Genomic DNA, 20,505 nt, shown 5'->3' on the forward strand with positions numbered 1-20,505 from the left:
CGATCTGCCGGAAGAACTCACGCTGCCGGTGGACCGGGCCCGGCCGGTGGTCGCCAGTCACCGCGGGGAAAGCGTGCCGGTGCACTTCGACGCGGACCTGCATGGTCGCCTGGTGGGTCTGGCGCGGGAGTGCGGGGCGAGTGCGTTCATGGTGGTGCAGGCCGGTCTGGCGGCACTGCTGTCCAAACTCGGTGCGGGGTACGACATTCCGATCGGGAGTCCGATCGCCGGGCGGACCGATGAGGCCCTCGATGATCTGGTGGGGTTCTTCGTCAACACCTTGGTCCTGCGTACCGACACCAGCGGCAACCCGACCTTCCGGGAACTACTGGATCGCGTGCGGGACACCGATCTCGCCGCGTACGCGCAGCAGGACGTGCCCTTCGAACGGCTCGTGGAGGCGCTCAACCCGGCCCGGTCCGCCGCCCGCCACCCGCTGTTCCAGGTGATGCTGGCCTTCCAGAACGGCAGCACCCCGCTTCCCGCGCTGCCCGGTCTGGACGTCACCACCGAACCGACCACGCTCGCCGTCGCCAAGTTCGACCTCTCGATCAACCTCGCCGAACGGGAAACCGGCGGAATCGACGGCACGGTGGACTTCAGCGTCGACCTCTTCGACCGAAACACCGTCACCGCGCTGGTGGCCCGGCTCGCCGCCCTCCTCGACGCCGCGACCGCCGATCCCGACCGGTCCCTCGGCCGGATCGACGTGCTCACCCCGGCGGAACGGCACCTGCTCCTGGCCGAGCGCGCGAACCGGGGACACGAGGTCCCGGCCGCGACCCTGACCGAACTGTTCGCGGCCCGGACCAGAGCCACCCCGGATGCCCCGGCGGTGACCGGTGGGGGCGTCACGCTCACCTACGCGGAGCTGAACGCGCGGGCGAACCGGCTGGCACACCGGTTGATCGGCCTGGGCGTGCGGCCGGATTCCCGGGTGGGCGTCCTGCACGACCGGTCGCCGGAACTGGTCGTCTCGCTGCTCGCCGTGCTCAAGGCCGGGGCGGCCTACGTCCCGCTGGACCGGCGCTATCCCGACGCGCGCCTGGCGCTGATCCTCGCCGAGACCGGTGCGGAGATCGTGCTCACCGATCGGGACGCGCTCGAGCTTCCCGCGCGGATTGTGGCGTCCACAGTGGACACAGGTTCGCCGGACGATCCCCGGGTTCCGGTGCATCCGGAGCACCTGGCCTATGTCATGTACACCTCGGGTTCCACCGGGACCCCGAAGGGCGTCGGCATCACGCACGCCGATGTGGCGGCGTTCGCCCGCGATCGGCGGGTCGTCGCGAACGGCCCGGAGCGGATGCTGGTGCACTCGCCGCAGGCGTTCGACGCCTCGACCCTGGAGCTGTGGGCCCCGCTGCTCGGCGGCGGCGAACTCGTCCTCGCGCCCGCGGGCGATCTCGACCTCGCCGATCTGGGCCGGGTCATCGAGGGGAACCGGGTCATCGAGGGGAACCGGGTCAGCCGGGTGTGGCTCACCGCGGGCCTGTTCCGCCTGCTGGCCGAGGAATCACCCGCCTGTCTGTCCGAAGTGGACGAGGTCTGGACCGGTGGGGACGTCGTGTCCGCGGACGCCGTCCGGCGGGTCCGGGCCGCGTGCCCGGGGATCGAGGTGGTCAACGGGTACGGGCCGACCGAGGTCACCGTCTGCGCGAGCGTGCACCGCATGCCGCCCGGCGCGCCCGTTCCGGACGCCGTGCCGATCGGCCGCCCGCTGGACGCCATGCGGCCGTACGTGCTCGACGACGCCCTCTGCCCGGTGCCACCGGGCGTGGTCGGCGAGCTGTACGTGGCGGGCACCGGGCTCGCCCGCGGGTACGTCGGCCGCCCGGACCTGACCGCCGAACGGTTCGTGGCCTGCCCGTTCGAAAAGGGCACCAGGATGTACCGCACGGGTGACCTGGTGCGCTGGAACGCCGATGGGGACCTGGAGTTCGCGGGCCGCGCCGACGACCAGGTGAAGATCCGGGGCCTGCGGATCGAGCCCGGCGAGGTCGAATCCGCGCTCGCCGCCGAACCGGGAATCGCGCAGGCCGCAGTGCTGGTCCGCGAGGACGTGCCGGGGGACAAGCGCCTGGTGGCCTACCTCGTCGCGAACCGGGAACTCGACCTCGGCGAGCTGCGCGCGCGGCTCGGCGCGGTCCTGCCGGACTACCTGGTGCCTTCCGCGTTCGTCCGGCTCGACGCGTTGCCCCTGACCGGCAACGGGAAACTGGATCGGCACGCGCTCCCGGTGCCCGCGGCCACCCCGGCCGGGGCGGGCCGGGCGCCGCGGAATCCGCGGGAAGCGGCGCTGTGCGGGCTGTTCGCCGAGGTCCTCGGGGTGCCCCGGGTGTCGATCGACGACGGTTTCTTCGCGCTGGGCGGGCATTCGCTGCTCGCCACGCGGCTGGTGTCCCGCGCCCGTTCGGTGCTCGGGGTGGAGTTGTCCGTGCGGACCCTGTTCGAGGCGCCGACCGTCGCCGGGCTGGTGGCGCGGCTCGACGACGTGCCGGGCACGCGGTTGCCGTTGACGCGGCGGGAGCGGCCGGAGCGGATCCCGTTGTCGTTCGCGCAGCGGCGGTTGTGGTTCCTGAACCGGCTCGAGGGACCGTCGGCGACCTACAACATGCCGACGGCGCTGCGGTTGACCGGTCCGGTCGACGCCGAAGCCCTGCGCGCCGCGCTCGGCGATCTGGCCCGGCGGCACGAAAGCCTGCGCACGACCTTCCCCGAGGTCGACGGCGAGCCGGTGCAGCACATCCTCGCCGACGCCCGGCCACCGCTGTCCGTTGTGGACATAGACGAGGAAAGGCTGGGCAAGGCGCTGGAAGCGGCCGCCGGGTACGCGTTCGATCTGGCCACCGAGATCCCGGTGCGGGCCGAGCTGTTCACCCTCGCCCCGGACACGCACGTGCTCTCGCTGCTGGTGCACCACATCGCCGCCGACGGGTGGTCCCTGGCCCCGCTGGCCCGCGACCTCGCGGCGGCCTACGCGGCGCGGGCGGCCGGTGCCGCCCCGGAGTTCGAGGCGTTGCCGGTGCAGTATGCGGATTACACGTTGTGGCAGCGGGAAGGGCTCGGGAGTGAGCAGGACCCGGAGAGTCCGATCGCGCGGCAGCTCGCCTACTGGACGGCACAGCTCGCCGATCTGCCGGAAGAACTCACGCTGCCGGTGGACCGGCCGCGCCCGGCGGTCGCCACCCACCGCGGCGACTCGATCGCCCTGGAGTTCGGTGCCGAACTGCACGGTCGGCTGGTGGCTTTGGCGCGGGAGTGCGGGGCGAGTGTGTTCATGGTGGTGCAGGCCGGTCTGGCGGCGCTGCTGACGAAGCTCGGTGCGGGACACGACATTCCGATCGGGAGTCCGATCGCCGGGCGGACCGATGAGGCGCTCGACGATCTGGTCGGTTTCTTCGTCAACACCTTGGTCCTGCGTACCGACACCAGCGGCAACCCGACCTTCCGGGAACTACCGAATCGCGTGCGGGACACCCATCTCGCCGCGTACGCGCAGCAGGACGTGCCCTTCGAACGGCTCGTGGAGGCGCTCAACCCGGAGCGTTCACTCGCCCGCCACCCGCTGTTCCAGGTCATGCTGGCGTTCCAGAACAACGCCGACGCCACCCTCGACCTGCCGGGCGTGCGGGCCACGCCGGAACCGGGCGCCCTGCGCACCTCCCGGTTCGACCTCACGTTCAGCGTCGCCGAACGCCACGCGCCGGACGGTTCCCCGGGCGGCATCGAGGGGATCGTCGAGTTCAGCCTCGACCTCTTCGACTCCGAAACCGTGGCCGCCCTGGCCGACCGGCTGACCGGGCTGCTGGACGCGGTCACCGCCGATCCCGCGCGGCCGCTCGCCGGGATCGACGTGCTGACCGACGCCGAACGCGCCCTGGTCCTCGCCGACACCCCCGCGATCGAGGATTCGAGCCGCACACTTGTCGAACTCTTCGAGGCGCAGGCGGCCAGCCATCCCGGGCGCGTCGCCGTAACGTTCGAGCGGGATTCCCTGACCTACGCGGAACTCGACGACCGCGCCAACCGGCTGGCCCGGCGGCTGATCGAACACGGCGCCGGGCCGGAGCGGTTCGTGGCGCTCGCGCTGCCCCGGTCGGCGGATCTGATCGTCGCGATCCTCGCGGTGCTCAAATCCGGCGCCGCGTACGTGCCGATCGATCCGGACTACCCGGCCGACCGGATCGCCCACGTCCTCGAGGACTCGCGACCGGTGCTGCTGCTCACCACCCCAGGACTGTCTACTCTGGACACTTCGGTAACGAAACTCGTGCTGAACAGCGCGGACCTCGATGAATACCCGGCCGACCGCACGGACGTGCCGATCGCGGCGGATGGCGCGGCCTACGTCATCTACACCTCCGGTTCCACCGGGAAACCCAAGGGTGTGGTCGTACCGCACCGGAACGTGACGCGTTTGTTGTCCGCCACTCGCCAGTGGTTCTCCTTCACCGAGGACGACGTGTGGACGCTGTTCCATTCGCCCGCGTTCGACTTCTCGGTGTGGGAGATCTGGGGCCCGCTCCTGCACGGCGGCCGCCTGGTCGTCGTGCCGCACGCGGTCACCCGCTCGCCCGAGGAGTTCCTGCGGCTCCTGGCGGGCGAGCGGGTGACCGTGCTCAACCAGACGCCGTCCGCGTTCTACCAGTTGCAGCAGGCCGACCAGGGGAGCCCGCTGGACCTGCGGTGCGTGGTGTTCGGCGGCGAGGCCCTCGAACCCGGCCGACTCACGCCCTGGCGGAAACGGCATCCGGACACCGCGCTGGTGAACATGTACGGGATCACCGAAACCACCGTGCACGTCACCTATCACGCGCTGGACGGGGAGACCGCGGGGAGCCCGATCGGGGTGGCCCTGCCCGATCTGCGCACCTACGTGCTCGACGACGCGCTGCGCCCGGTGCCGCCCGGGGTGGTCGGCGAGTTGTACGTCGCCGGTGCCGGGCTGGCGCGCGGTTACGTGAACCGGCCGGGGTTGACCGCCGAACGGTTCGTGGCCTGTCCTTTCGGGGGCCGTATGTATCGAACGGGGGACTTGGCTCGCTGGACCACGAGCGGGACGCTCGACTACCTGGGCCGGGCCGACGACCAGGTCAAGATCCGGGGTTTCCGGATCGAACTCGGTGAGATCGAGGCCGCCCTGGTCACCCATCCCGGGGTGAGCCAGGCCGCCGTGGTCGCCCGCGAGGGGCGCCTGGTCGCCTACTTCGTCGGCGACCGCGAAGCCGAGTTGCGCGCCCATCTCGCCCGGATCCTGCCGGACCACATGCTGCCCGCCGCGTTCGTCCCGCTGGCGAGGTTGCCGTTGACCCGCAACGGAAAGCTGGACCGCGGGGCGCTGCCCGCGCCCGAGGTGACCGCGTCCGCCGACGGCCGCGCGCCCCGGTCGCCGCGCGAGGAGATCCTGTGCTCGCTGTTCGCCGAGGTGCTCGGCGTGCCCGCGGTGACGATCGACGACAGCTTCTTCGACCTCGGCGGCGACAGCATCGTCTCGATCCAGCTGGTGAGCCGCGCCCGCACGGCCGGGCTGGTGCTCTCGCCGCGGGATGTCTTCCAGCACAAGACGGTCGAGGCGCTGGCCGCCGTCGCGGAGACCGTCACCGCGGCCGCCGTGGAACCGCCGGAGGCCGCGATCGGCTCGGTCGCGCCGACACCGATCATGCGCTGGCTGGCCGAGCGCGGCGGGCCGATCGACGGGTTCAACCAGTCGATGGTGGTGCGCGTGCCCGCCGATCTCGGCCTGGACCGGCTGGCCACCGCGCTGCAGGCGGTGCTCGACCGGCACGACGCCCTCCGGATGCGGCTCGGCCGGGACTGGACGCTGGAGATCCCGCCACCCGGAACGGTCCGCGCCGAAGAGCACGTGCGCCGCGTCCAGGCCGCCGACGCCGACGATCTCGCGAAACTGGTGGTCGAAGAGGCCGAATCCGCCGCGCGACGGCTCGTGCCGGAAACCGGGGTGATGGTCCAGGCCGTGTGGTTCGACGCCGGGCCGGGCGCACCGGGCCGGTTGCTGCTCACCCTGCACCACCTGGTCGTCGACGGGGTGTCCTGGCGGATCCTGCTGCCCGACCTCGCCGCGGCCTGGCGCGCCGCCGCGGCCGGGCGCGCCCCGGACCTGGAGCCGGTGCCGACCTCGTTCCGCACCTGGTCGCACGCGCTGACCGGGCTCGCCCAGTCCAGAGTGGACGAACTCGGGGTGTGGACCGGGATGCTGGCCGAACCGGACGCGCCGCTGGGCGAGCTGCCCCTCGATCCCGCGCGGGACCTGAGCGGCACCGCGCGGTCGATCGAACTCGCCCTGCCCCCGGAGACCACCGAACCGCTGCTGACCAGCGTGCCCGCCGCGTTCCACGCCGGGGTCGACGACGTGCTGCTGACCGGGCTGGCGCTGGCGGTCGCCGCATGGCGCGGGCGCACCGGCCTGCTGGTGGACCTGGAAGGGCACGGCCGCGAGGACGTCGTCGAACGGGCCGAGCTGTCCCGCACGGTCGGGTGGTTCACCAGTATGTTCCCGGTCCGGCTCGACGTGGGCGAACTCGACTGGGCGCAGGTGCGGGCCGGTGGCCCCGGCCTCGGCGCGGCGCTGAAACGCGTCAAGGAACAACTGCGTGCCGTGCCGGACAACGGGATCGGCTACGGGCTGCTGCGCTACCTCAACCCGCGGACCGGGCCGGAGCTGGCCGGGCTCGCGCGGCCGCAGCTCGGGTTCAACTACCTCGGCCGGTTCCCGGTCGGCCACGAGGAGGACTTCACCACCGCGCCGGAAGCGGACGCGCTCGCCGGCGGCCCGGTCGATCCGGACCTGCCGTTCGCGCACGCGCTGGAGGTCAACGCCCTCGTCCTGGACCACGCGGACGGTCCGCGCCTGGCCGTGCGGTGGCTGTGGCCGGACGCGGTGTTCGCCGAGCGGAAACTCCGCGAACTGGCCGACCTCTGGTTCGAGGCCCTCGGTGCGCTCGCGAAGCACGCGCGGGAACCGGGCGCGGGTGGGTACACGCCCTCGGACCTTTCGCTGGTCTCCCTGGACCAGGCCCAGATCGAACAGTTGGAGGCCGCGTGGGGAGCGGAATGAAACGTTCGCGGATCGAGGAGATCCTGCCGCTGTCCCCGTTGCAGCAGGGGCTGCTGTTCCACGCGCTCTACGACGAGCAGGCCGCCGACGTCTACGTGGTGCAGCTGTTCTTCGACCTCGAGGGCGAGCTGGACACCGCCGCGTTGCGCGCAGCCGGACAGGCATTGCTGCGCCGCCACGCGAACCTGCGTGCCGGGTTCTGGCACGAGAACGTCGACCAGCCGGTGCAGATCGTCGCGCGCGAGGTGACGCTGCCCTGGGCCGAGCACGACCTGTCCGGGCTCGGCCCGGCGCAGGACGCCGAACTGCGGCGCCTGCTCGACGAGGACCGGGCGCGGCGGTTCGACCTCACCCGGCCGCCGCTGCTGCGCTGCACGCTGTTCCGGCTCGGCGCGCGGCGGCACCGGTTCGTGCTGACCAACCACCACATCCTCTGGGACGGCTGGTCGATGCCGGTGCTCGTGGCCGAACTCCTCGAGCTGTACGCGCGCCGCGGCGACGACACCGCGCTGCCCCGGGTGACGCCGTACCGGAACTACCTGTCCTGGCTCGCCGCGCAGGACCGCCCGGCGGCGGAATCCGCGTGGCGGGAAACCCTGGCGGGCGCGGAACCCGTGCTGCTCGCGGGGACCGATCCGAGCCGGACGCCACGAACCCCGGAACGGTTCTCCCGGGACCTTCCCGCGGAGTTCACCGCGGCGCTGGCCGCGCGGGCGCGGCGGCACGGGCTGACCATGAACACGCTCGTGCAGGGGGCTTGGGGCTTGCTGCTCGGCGCGGTCACCGGGCGGGAGGACGTGCTGTTCGGCACCACGGTGTCCGGTCGCCCGCCGGAACTGCCCGGGGTGGAAAGCATGGTGGGGCTGTTCATCAACACCCTGCCGGTCCGGCTGAACTGGACCCCGGACGAACCGCTGCGGGCGGTGCTGTCCCGCGCACAGGACCGGCAGACCGCGTTGCTCGCCCACCAGCACCTCGGGCTCACCGAGATCCAGCGGCTCGCCGGGGGCGGCGAGCTGTTCGACACCACCACCGTGTTCGAGAACTATCCCCTGGACGCGGCCGGTCTGGGCGAACCGATCGCCGGGCTCCGGGTGTCCGCGGTGGACGGACGGGACTCGACCCACTACCCGCTCGGCCTGACCGCGGCCCAGCACGGACCGGTGCTGCGGCTGCGTCTGGACTACCGGCCGGACCTGTTCGACCGGACCGAGGTCGACCGGCTCGCGACCCGATACGTGCGGCTGCTGGAAGCCTTCGCCGCCGATCCGGACCAGCCGGTGGGCCGCATCGACCTGCTCACCGGCGAGGAACGCACCCGGCTGCTCGTCGAGCGGAACGCGACCGATCGTCCGGTGCCCGCGGCGACCGTGCCGGAACTGTTCGAGGCCCAGGCCGCCCGCACGCCCGGCGCGCCCGCGGTGCTCGACGGCGACCGGACGCTGTCCTACCGGGAGCTGAACGGCCGCGCCAACCGGCTGGCCCGGTGGCTGGTCGCGCGCGGCGCCGGGCCGGAACGTTCGGTGGCGCTCGTGCTGCCGCGATCGGCGGACCTGGTCGTCGCGGTCTGGGCGGTGCTCAAGACCGGGGCGGCCTACGTGCCGATCGAAGCCGACTATCCCGCCGAGCGCATCGACTACCTGATCGGCGATTCGCGTCCGGTGCTGACCCTCACCACGCTGGACGGACTCGAGCTCGGCGAAGACGATGCGGATCTGACCGATGCCGATCGCCGGGCGCCGCTGCGGCCGTCGCATCCCGCCTACGTCATCTACACCTCCGGTTCCACCGGGCGGCCCAAGGGCGTGGTCGTCGAGCACCGCTCGGTGGTCGACTACCTGAGCTGGGCCGCGGACGCGTACCCGGGCGCGCGCGGAGTTTCGCCGCTGCATTCGCCGGTCGCGTTCGACCTCACGGTGACCGCGCTGCACCTGCCGCTCACGGTCGGCGGGCGGCTCGTGGTCACCGAACTGGACGGGGACGCGCCCGCCGAGCCGTGCACCTTGCTCAAGGCCACGCCGAGCCATCTCGCGTTGCTGGCCGAGTTACCGGACGAGTTCTCGCCGACCGGGGAGCTGGTGGTCGGCGGGGAGCAGCTGCTCGGCGAGGTGGCCGACCGGTGGCGGGCCCGGCGGCCGGGCGCGACCGTGATCAACGAGTACGGGCCCACCGAGGTCACCGTCGGGTGCGTCGAGTACCGCGTCCGGCCCGGTCAGGAACTGGCGCCGGGTCCCGTGCCGATCGGCCGCCCCACCTGGAACACCCGGGTTTACGTCTTGGATTCGGCGTTGCGACCGGTACCGGACGGGGTGGCCGGGGAGCTGTACCTCGCTGGTGCGGGGCTCGCGCGGGGTTACCTGAATCGTCCCGGCCTGACCGCTGAGCGGTTCGTGGCGTGTCCGTTCGGCGGGCGCATGTATCGGACCGGGGACGTCGTGCGGTGGAATGCCGACGGTGAGCTGGAGTACTTGGGCCGCACCGACGACCAGGTGAAGGTGCGCGGGTTCCGGATCGAACTCGGTGAGATCGAGGCGGCCCTGGCGCGTTGTCCCGGGATCGCGCGGGCCGCCGTGGTGGCGCGCGGGGATCAGCTCGCCGGGTACGTGGTTCCGGAGCCGGGGCACACGCCGGACCGGGCGGAACTGCGCCGGCGGCTGGCTGCCACGTTGCCGGAGTACCTGGTGCCGTCGGCGCTCGTCCCGCTCGAAGCGCTGCCGTTGACTCCCAACGGGAAACTCGATCGCCCGGCGCTGCCCGCCCCGGATTTCGCCGGGGTGCCGGGTGGCCGGTCGCCGCGGTCGCCGCGCGAGGAGATCCTGTGCGGGTTGTTCGCCGAGGTGCTCGGGGTCGCGCGGGTGTCGATCGACGACGGCTTCTTCGAACTGGGCGGGCATTCGCTGCTGGCGACCCGGCTGGTGTCCCGGGTCCGGTCCGCGCTCGGCGTCGAACTGAGCATCCGCGCGCTGTTCGAGTCGCCGACCGTGGCGAGCCTGGCCGGGCGGCTCGATGGCGCGCGGGGCGCGCGAACCCCGCTGCGGCCGGTCGAGCGGCCCGGGGTGGTGCCGTTGTCGCTCGCGCAACGGCGCCTGTGGTTTCTCAACCGGCTCGAGGGGGCGACGGCGACCTATCTGATGCCGCTGCCGCTACGCCTGTCGGGGGCGCTCGATCCGGTCGCACTGGGGGAAGCTTTGCGGGACCTGCTCGCCCGGCACGAGAGCCTGCGCACGGTGTTCCCGGAGGTGGACGGCGAACCGGTCCAGCGGATCGTGGACACGCCGGAGCTTGAACTGTCCACAGTGGAGTACTCCGCGGAAGATCTGCGGGCGGCGATGAGCCGCGGATTCGACCTGACCGAAGAGATCCCGGTGCGGGCCGCGCTGTATTCGCTCGGTCCCGAGGAGCACGTGCTGCTCATGCTGGTGCACCACATCGCCGGGGACGGGTGGTCGGCGGCGGCGCTGGCCCGGGACCTGTCGGTGGCGTATGCGGCGCGGTGCGCGGGGCGGGCGCCGGAGTTCACGCCGTTGCCGGTGCAGTACGCGGATTACGCGTTGTGGCAGCGGGAACTGCTGGGCAGCGAGGACGATCCGGACAGCCCGATCGCGCGGCAGCTGGCCTACTGGTCGCGGAACTTGGCGGGACTGCCCGAGGAGATCGCCCTGCCCGCCGATCGGCCGCGTCCCGCGGTGGCGAGCCATCGCGGCGATCGGGTCGAGCTGCGAATCGACCCCGAGTTGCACGCCCGGGTGGTGCGGGTCGCGCGGCAGGCCGGGGCGAGCGTGTTCATGGTGGTGCAGGCCGGTTTGGCGGCGTTGTTGCACCGGCTCGGCGCGGGGACGGACATTCCGATCGGCAGCCCGGTCGCGGGGCGTACCGATGAGGCGCTGGACGATCTGGTCGGGTTCTTCGTGAACACGCTGGTGCTGCGGACCGACGTGTCGGGTGACCCGAGTTTCCGGGAGTTGGTGGCGCGGGTCCGGGAGATCGATCTGGCGGCGTATGCGCATCAGGAGGTGCCGTTCGAGCGGTTGGTGGAGGTGCTGAACCCCGCGCGGTCGATGGCCCGGCACCCGCTGTTCCAGGTCCTGCTGGCGTTCCAGAACAACGCCGAGGCCACGCTGGAACTGCCCGGTCTGCGGGTCACCCCGGAACCGGTGGACTCGCGTTCGGCGAAGTTCGACCTGTCGATCACGCTCGCCGAACGGCACACCGGGAGCGGCACCCCGGACGGAATCGACGGCACGGCCGAGTTCGCCGTCGACCTGTTCGACCGCGAAACCGTGCGCCTGCTGGCCGATCGGCTCGTCCGGCTGCTGGACACGGTCACCGCCGATCCCGCCCGCACCGTCGGGCAGGTCGACGTGCTGACCGCGGGGGAGCGGCGATCGCTGGTCGAGTGGAACGACACCGCCCGCCCGGTGCCCGAGGCGACCGTGGCCGAGCTGTTCGAGGCGCAGGCGGCGCGGACCCCGGATGCGCCCGCGGTGGTGTTCGAGGACTCCGGACTGTCCTATGCGGAGCTGGACGAGCGCGCGAACCGGCTGGCCCGCGCGCTGATCGCGCGGGGAGCGGGACCCGAGCGGCTCGTGGCGCTGCGACTGCCGCGCTCGGTGGACTTGGTGGTCGCGCAACTCGCGGTGCTCAAGGCGGGCGCCGCGTACCTGCCCGTCGATCCGGACTACCCGGACGAGCGGATCGCGTTCCTGCTCGACGATTCCGCGCCGGTGCTGACCGTTTCACCCGAGATCCTGGCCGAACTGCTCGCCGAGGCGGCGAACCAGCCGAGCGGCCCGGTCGGTCGCCGGGTACCGGTTTCCGGTGCGGCGTATGTGATCTACACGTCCGGTTCGACCGGTCGGCCGAAGGGTGTGGTGGTGTCGCACCGCGGTGCGGCGAGCCTGGCGGCCGCGCAGCGCGACCGGTTCGCGGTCGGCCCGGGCAGCCGGGTGCTGCAGTTCGCCTCGCCGAGCTTCGACGCGGCTTTCTGGGAACTGTGCATGTCCTTGTTGTCCGGGGCATGCTTGGTCCTGGCTCCCGCCGAGCGGCTCATGCCCGGTCGGGCTCTGGCGGAGTTGCTGACCGCGCAGGGGATCACGCATGCCACGATCCCGCCCGCCGCGCTGGCGGCGATGGAGCGGTTGCCGGACGGAATGACCTTGGTGGTCGCGGGTGAGGCGTGCTCATCGGAGCTGGTCGGCCGGTGGTCGCCGGGGCGGCGGATGGTCAACGCGTACGGGCCGACCGAAACGACGGTGTGCGCCACGATGAGCGAACCGCTGAGCGGGCATGTCGTGCCGCCGATCGGCGGGCCGGTGCGCAACACCCGGGTCTACGTGCTCGATTCCGCCCTGCGCCCGGTGCCGCCCGGTGTGACCGGCGAGCTGTATGTCGCCGGAGTGGGCCTCGCTCGTGGTTACCTCGGGCGGCCGGGGTTGACCGCGGAACGGTTCGTGGCGTGCCCGTTCGGTGGCCGCATGTATCGCACGGGGGACTTGGCGCGGTGGAACCGGGCCGGGGAGCTGGAGTTCGCCGGGCGCGCCGATCACCAGGTGAAGATCCGCGGTTTCCGGGTCGAACCCGGTGAGATCGAGGCCGTGCTGGGCCGGTGTCCCGGGGTCGCGCAAGCCCTGGTGCTGGCCGACCGGGACCGGCTCATCGGGTACCTGCGGGGAACCGGGCTCGATGCGGCCGTGGTGCGCGGGTTCGTGGCCGATCGCCTGCCGGACTACCTGGTGCCGTCCGCGTTCGTCGTGCTCGAGGAATTCCCGTTGACGCCCAACGGGAAGATCGACCGCAAGGCGCTGCCCGCCCCGGAAGCCCGGCCCGGTGGGCGGGATCCGCGCACCCCCCGCGAGGAAGCGCTGTGCGGGTTGTTCGCCGAGGTGCTCGGGCTCACGCGGGTGTCGATCGACGACGGTTTCTTCGAACTGGGCGGGCATTCGCTGCTGGCGACCCGGCTGGTCTCGCGGATCCGCGCCGCGCTCGGCGTCGAGCTGGGCATCCGCGCGCTGTTCGAAGCGCCCACGGTGGCCGAACTCGCCGACCGGCTCGAGGCGGCGCCGCGGGCCCGGCCGCCCCTCGCCCGGCGGGAGCGGCCGGAGCGGCTGCCGTTGTCGTTCGCGCAGCGGCGGTTGTGGTTCCTCAACCGGTTCGACGGCGCGTCCTCGGCGTACCACATGCCGATGGCCCTGCGGCTGCGGGGCGCGCTGGACCGCGCCGCGGTGCGGGCCGCGCTCGGCGACGTCGTGGCCCGGCACGAAAGCCTGCGCACGGTCTTCCCCGAGGTCTGCGGCGAACCCGTGCAGCGCGTCCTGGACGGCGTGGTTCCCGAACTCGCGGTGTCCGAAGTGGACGATCTGGATGCGGCCCTGCCGGCGGCGTCCGCGGCGGGGTTCGACCTGACCCGGGACGTGCCGTTGCGGGCGACCCTGTTCGCCCTCGGCCCGGACGAACACGTGGTGCTGCTGCTGGTGCACCACATCGCCGGGGACGGCTGGTCACTGGCTCCGCTGATGCGCGACTTCACCCGGGCGTACGCGGCGCGGTGTGCGGGGCGGGCGCCGGAGTTCACGCCGTTGCCGGTGCAGTACGCGGATTACGCGTTGTGGCAGCGGGAACTGCTGGGCAGCGAGGACGATCCGGACAGCCCGCTCGCGCGGCAGCTCGCGTACTGGTCGGAGCGGTTGGCCGGACTGCCGGAGGAACTCGCGTTGCCCGCGGACCGGCCACGCCCGCCGGTCGCCGGTCGCCGGGGCGGCCGGGTGCCGGTACGGCTGGACGCGAAGACGCACCGGGCCCTGTCGAACCTGGCCCAGGACGGTCAGGCCAGCCTGTTCATGGTGGTGCAGGCCGGTTTGGCGGCGCTGTTGCACCGGCTGGGCGCGGGGACGGACATTCCGATCGGCACCCCGATCGCCGGGCGGACCGATGAGGCACTGGACGAACTGGTCGGCTGCTTCGTCAATACCTTGGTGTTGCGAACCGATGTTTCCGGCAACCCGAGTTTCCGGGAGTTGGTGGCGCGGGTTCGGGAGATCGATCTGGCGGCGTATGCGCATCAGGAGGTGCCGTTCGAGCGGCTGGTGGAGGTGCTGAACCCGGCGCGGTCGATGGCGCGGCATCCGCTGTTCCAGGTTCTGCTTTCGTTCCAGAACAACGCCGAGGCCGTACTGGAGTTGCCCGGCCTGCGCGTCGAACCGGAATCGACCGGGCGCACCGACGCCAAGTTCGATCTGGCGGTCACCCTCGCCGAACGCCACACCGCGGCGGGCGCGCCGGACGGCGTCGAAGGCGGGCTCGAGTTCAGCGCCGACCTGTTCGAACCGGAAAGCGCCGAGGTCCTGGCGGAGCGGCTGGTGCGGCTGCTCACCGCGGCCGCCGAGGATCCGGACCGGCCCCTCGGCGACCTCGAGCTGCTGGGCGCAGCGGAACGACGGCGGCTGCTGACCGGATGGAACGACACCGAACACGAAGTCCCGCGCCGGACCGTCCCGGAACTGGTCGCCGAACAGGCGGCCCGGACACCCGGGAACCCGGCGGTCCTCTTCGCGGACGAAGCACTGTCCTATGCGGACCTCGAAGCGCGCGCCAACCGGCTGGCGCGGGTGCTGACCGCCTGGGGCGCGGGGCCGGAGCGGGTGGTGGCCGTCGTGCTGCCCCGGTCCGCGGACCTGATCGTCGCGCAGCTGGCCGTGCTCAAATCGGGCGCCGCCTACCTGCCCATCGACCCGGAATACCCGGCCGAGCGGATCAACTACCTGCTCGGCGACGCCGCCCCGGTGGCGATCGTGACCGCGGCCGGAGTCGAACTGTCCTCAGTAGACGATCCACGCCCGCGCCTGGTGCTGGGCGACCCGGAGACCGAGGCGTGCCTCGCGGGGCAGCCCGCGGAGTTCGAGCGTGCGATCGATCCGGCGAGCCCGGCGCACGTCATCTACACCTCGGGTTCCACCGGCCGCCCCAAGGGCGTGGTGGTCGAGCACCGCAGCCTGGTCAGCCACCTGTCCTGGCTGGCGGAGACGTACCCGCTGACCGCCGCGGACGTGCTGCTCGCTCGCACCTCGGCCGGTTTCGACGCCGCGCTGTGCGAGGTCTGGCCGCCGTTGCTGGCAGGGGCCGCGATCCGCGTGGCGCCCGCCGAGGTGACCCGGGACCCGGCCCGGCTGGTGACCTTCCTGGCCGAAACCGGGGTCACGGTCGCGATCTTCGTACCGTCCCTGCTGGCCGCGCTGCCCGCGCCCCCACCCGGGCACGCGGTGCGGCGGATCTACAGCGGCGGCGAGGCCCTGCCCGCCGCCCTGGTCGCGGACCTCACGTCCGCCTGGCGGGCGCCGGTGGTCAACCTGTACGGCCCGACCGAGGCGACCATCCAGGTGACCGCCTGGTGCGGGGAACCGGACGGGCACACCGTGCCGATCGGCCGCCCGGTGTGGAACACCCGGCTGTACGTGCTCGACGAACGGCTGCGCCCGGTGCCGCCGGGGGTGCCCGGTGAGCTGTACGCGGCGGGCACGCAGATCGCGCGCGGATACCTGAACCGCCCGGGCCTGACCGCGGAACGGTTCGTGGCCTGCCCGTTCGGGGGGCGCGTGTACCGGACCGGGGACCTGGCGCGGTGGACCGCCGACGGGGAACTGGAGTACCTGGGGCGCACCGACGATCAGGTCAAGATCCGGGGATTCCGGATCGAACTCGGCGAGGTGGAGGCCGCGCTGGCGTCCGCACCCGGGGTCGAGCAGGCCGCCGCGGCAGCCCGGGACGACCGGCTCGTCGCCTACCTCGTCGGCGCGGCCGAACCGGCGCTGGTGCGCAAGCACCTGACCGAGCAGGTCCCCGCACACCTGGTGCCGTCCGCGTTCGTGACCTTGGACGCGTTGCCGCTGCTGCCCAACGGGAAACTCGACCGCCGCGCGCTGCCCGAACCCGAACTGGTGACCGAAGTGGACGGTCGCGCGCCGCGGACCCCGCAGGAGGAACTGCTCCGCGGTGTGTTCGCCGAGGTGCTCGGCCTGCCCCGGGTCGGGGTCCACGACGATTTCTTCGCCCTCGGCGGGCATTCGCTGCTGGCCACGCGCCTGGTTTCCCGGGTGCGTTCGGTGCTCGGCGCCGAGCTGCCGATCCGCGCCCTGTTCGAGGCGCCCACGGTGGCCGGGCTGGCCGGGCTCCTGCGCGGCGCGGGACGGGCCCGGTCCGCGCCGGAACCCCGGCCGCGGCCGGAGCGGGTGCCGCTGTCGTTCGCCCAGCGGCGGCTGTGGTTCCTGAACCGGTTGGAGGGCCCGTCGGCCACCTACAACATGCCGATGGCGTTGCGGCTGCGGGGAGCGCTGGACCGCGAAGTGCTGCGGGCCGCCCTGGGCGACGTCGTCGCGCGGCACGAAAGCCTGCGCACGATCTTCCCCGAGGTCGACGGCGAACCGGTGCAGGTCGTCCGCGCGCCCGAACCGGTGGAACTGTCCGTTGTGGACGTACCGGAGGCCGGGCTCGCCGAGGCGTTGCGGGCGGCCGCGGGATACGGGTTCGATCTGGCCACCGAGCCGCCGGTCCGCGCCACGCTGTTCGCGATCGGTCCGGACGAGCACGTGGTGCTGGTGCTGGTGCACCACATCGCCGGGGACGGCTGGTCGGGAGCGCCGCTGGCCCGGGACCTGACCGCGGCGTATGCCGCGCGGTGTGCGGGCCGGTCGCCGGAGTTCGCGCCGCTGCCGCTGCAGTACGCCGACTACGCGCTGTGGCAGCGGGAGACCCTGGGCAGCGAGGACGATCCGGCGAGCCCGATCGCCGCGCAACTGGCCTACTGGACCGGACAGCTCGCCGACCTGCCCGGGGAACTGGAGTTGCCGGCCGACCGGCCCCGTCCGGCGGTCGCCACCTATCGCGGCGATTCCGTGCCGGTGCGGCTGGACGCGGAGCTGCACCGTGGCCTGTCGAACCTGGCCCGGTCGTGCGGGGCGAGCGTGTTCATGGTGGTGCAGGCCGGTCTGGCGGCGCTGTTGCACCGGCTCGGCGCGGGGACGGACATCCCGATCGGCAGCCCGATCGCCGGGCGGACCGACGAGGCGCTCGACGATCTGGTCGGGTTCTTCGTGAACACGCTGGTGCTGCGGACCGACGTTTCCGGCAACCCGAGTTTCCGCGAGCTGCTGTCCCGGGTCCGGGAAACCGATCTGGCGGCCTACGAACACCAGGACGTGCCCTTCGAACGGCTCGTCGAGGCGCTGAACCCGGCGCGGTCGATGGCGCGGCACCCGCTGTTCCAGGTGCTGCTGGCGTTCCAGAACACCGGTGCGGTCGCGCTGGACCTGCCGGGCCTGCGGGTCGAAGCGGAACCGGCGGAACTCACCGTCGCCAAGTTCGACCTGTCGATGGTCCTGCGCGAGGAACCGGACGGCCTGGCGGGTGCCGTGGAGTTCAGCGTCGACCTGTTCGACCGCGCCACGGTGGCGGCGCTGGTGGCACGCCTGGTGCGGTTGCTGGAGTTCGCCGTCGCCGATCCGGACCGGCCGCTCGCGGAAGCCGACCTGCTGATCGCGGGGGAGCGGCAGTCGCTGGCCGAGTGGAACGACACCGCCCGCCCGGTGCCCGCGATGACCGTGGCCGAGCTGTTCGAGGCACAGGTGGCGCGGACCCCGGACCTGCCCGCGGTGGTCTCCGGTGGTTTCGCGCTGTCCTATGTGGAGCTGAACGAGCGGGCGAACCGGCTCGCCCACGCGCTGATCGCGCGGGGTGCGGGACCCGAACAGCTCGTGGCGCTGCGGCTGCCGCGTTCGGTGGACCTGATCGTCGCGATCCTGGCGGTGCTCAAGGCAGGCGCCGCGTACCTGCCGATCGACCCGGACTACCCGGCCGAGCGGATCGCGTACCTCCTCGAGGACGCCCGGCCCGCGCTCGTGCTGACCGAACTCGAGGAGTCCGGTTGTCCGGCGACCGATCCCGGCGTGCGGGTGCCGGTGACCGGTGCGGCGTATGTGATCTACACGTCCGGTTCGACCGGTCGGCCGAAGGGCGTGGTGGTGTCGCACCGCGGTGCGGCGAGCCTGGCGGCCGGGCAGATCGACCGGTTCCGGGTCCGGCCCGGGGACCGCGTGCTGCAGTTCGCGTCACCGAGCTTCGACGCCGCGTTCTCCGAACTGTGCATGGCCTTGTTGTCCGGGGCGTGCTTGGTGCTCGCGTCCGCCGAGCGGCTCATGCCCGGTCCTGCCCTGGCGGAGTTGCTGGACGCGCAGCGGATCACGCACGCCACGATCCCGCCCGCCGCGCTGGCCGCGCTGGAGCGGTTGCCGGGCGGCATGACCTTGGTGGCCGCGGGTGAGACGTGCCCGCCGGACCTGGTCGACCGCTGGTCACCCGGCCGCCGGATGATCAACGCCTACGGTCCCACCGAGACCACGGTCTGCGCCACGATGAGCGAGCCGCTGACGCCCGGGCGCGCGATCGTCCCTATTGGACGTCCGCTGTGGAACGCTCAGGTGTACGTGCTGGACGCCGCCTTGCGCCCGGTGCCGCCCGGGGTCGTCGGGGAACTGTACGTCGCCGGACCGGGATTGGCCCGTGGCTACCTCGGGCGGCCGGGGTTGACCGCGGAACGGTTCGTGGCGTGTCCATTCGGTGGCCGCATGTATCGGACGGGAGACTTGGCGCGGTGGAACCGGGCCGGGGAGCTGGAGTACGTCGGCCGGGCCGACGATCAGGTGCAGCTGCGCGGGTTCCGGATCGAACTGGGTGAGGTCGAGGCCGCCGTGGCCGCCGCCGCGGAAACCACCCGGGTGGCCGCGGTGGTCCGGGAAGACCTGCCGGGCGAACGGCGCTTGGTGGCCTATGTGGTGTCCACAGTGGATCCTGGAGAAGTGCGGGCTCGGCTGGTGGCCCGGTTGCCGGAGCACCTGGTGCCCTCGGCGATCGTGCCGATCGACGCGCTTCCGCTGACCCCGCACGGCAAACTCGACCGGAAGGCGTTGCCCGCGCCGGGGATCCGGCGGCGTGGCCGGGCACCGCGGAACGAGCGCGAGCGGGTGCTGTGCGATCTGTTCGCGGAGGTCCTCGGCGTGGCCGGGGTGTCCATCGACGACGGGTTCTTCGAACTCGGCGGGCATTCCCTGCTCGCGACCCGGCTGATCAGCCGCCTGCGCCAGGAGCTGGACGTGAACCTCCCGGCGCGGGTGCTGTTCGAGAAGCAGACCGTCGCGGAACTGGTGGCGCTGGAGGCGAATCCGGAACGCGAACTCGACGACCGGATCGACCTGGCGGCCGAGGCGGTGCTCCCGCCCGAGATCACCGCGGCCGGTCGCGCCCCGATGAACGCCGTCGATCCCGCCCAGGTGCTGCTCACCGGGGCGACCGGGTTCCTCGGCGCGTTCCTGCTCCGGGAACTGCTGGACCGGACCCGTGCGCGGGTGTGGTGCCTGGTGCGCGCCGACGGCGAGGACGCGGCGCTGGACCGGGTGCGGGCGGCGCTGACCCGGTACGGGCTGTGGCGGGAGTCCTTCCGCACGCGGATCGTCGCGGTACCGGGAAACCTGGAGAAACCGTTGCTCGGCCTGGACGAACGGCGATTCGCCGAACTGGCCGGGGAGATCGACGCCGTCTACCACAACGGTGCGCGGGTGAACCACGTCGACGCGTACCCGCGGTTGAAGGCGGCGAACGTGCTGGGCACCCGGGAGATCCTGCGACTGGCGAGCACCGGCCGGGTCAAACCCGTGCACTACATGTCGACGTGTTCGGTCGCGGTCGGGCTCGGCGAGAATCCGGAAGTGCTGACCGAGGACTGCCGGGTCGCCCCGGATTCGGTGCCGCCCAGCGGGTATGCGGCGAGCAAGTGGGTCGCCGAGGAACTGGTGTGGGCGGCGATCGAGCGGGGCATCCCGGTCACCGTGTACCGGCCGAGCCGGGTCAGCGGGCATTCGGTGACCGGGGCGTGCGGCACCGAGGACGGGTTCTGGAACCTGATCCGGGCGATCGTCGAACTCGGCGCCGCACCGGACCGGTTGGCGGCGGATCTGGAGTTCGTCCCGGTCGACTACCTCGCCGGCGCCGTGGTCCGGCTGGCCGGGCAACCGGATGCGGCGGGGCGCGCGTACCACCTGACCAGTCCCCGGCTGGTCGGCTACGACGCGGTGCTCGCCGAACTCCGGGACTTCGGCTACGACTTGGCCCGGGTCCCCTGGCCGGACTGGGACCGCCGCCTGGCCGACCGGACCGCCCGGGGAACCGGTTCCCTGGCCACCGCCGCCCTGGTCGTCGACGAGTTCCGCGGCGACCACCCGACCGTCCACTTCGACCAGACGAACGTGCGCCGGGCGTTACCTGGGTTCCCCTGCCCATCGGTGACCATCTCCGCCATCCTCGCCTACTTCGTGGAGACTGGGTTCTTGCCGGTTCCGTTGAGGTAGGCGGGTGACGGGGTCGTGAGTGTTTGAACCGGTTAGAAC

Annotated in this window: 2 protein-coding genes; both read left to right on the top strand. The window is 72.5% G+C overall.

Annotated features, from left to right (window positions below; genetic code table 11):
• Positions 1 to 7,078 (top strand): non-ribosomal peptide synthetase (locus tag FXO23_RS39940; protein ID WP_246258303.1); only part of this gene is annotated, 7,078 nt, incomplete at its 5' end.
• Positions 7,075 to 20,466, top strand: a complete 13,392-nt coding sequence (locus FXO23_RS39945) for a non-ribosomal peptide synthetase (protein WP_158892216.1) — start codon at positions 7,075 to 7,077, stop codon at positions 20,464 to 20,466. The genes FXO23_RS39940 and FXO23_RS39945, both read left to right, overlap by 4 nt.
• Positions 20,467 to 20,505: the final 39 nt, after the last annotated feature.

This window comes from Amycolatopsis anabasis (genome assembly GCF_009765355.1).
In the GTDB taxonomy this organism is placed as follows: Bacteria; Actinomycetota; Actinomycetes; order Mycobacteriales; family Pseudonocardiaceae; genus Amycolatopsis; species Amycolatopsis anabasis.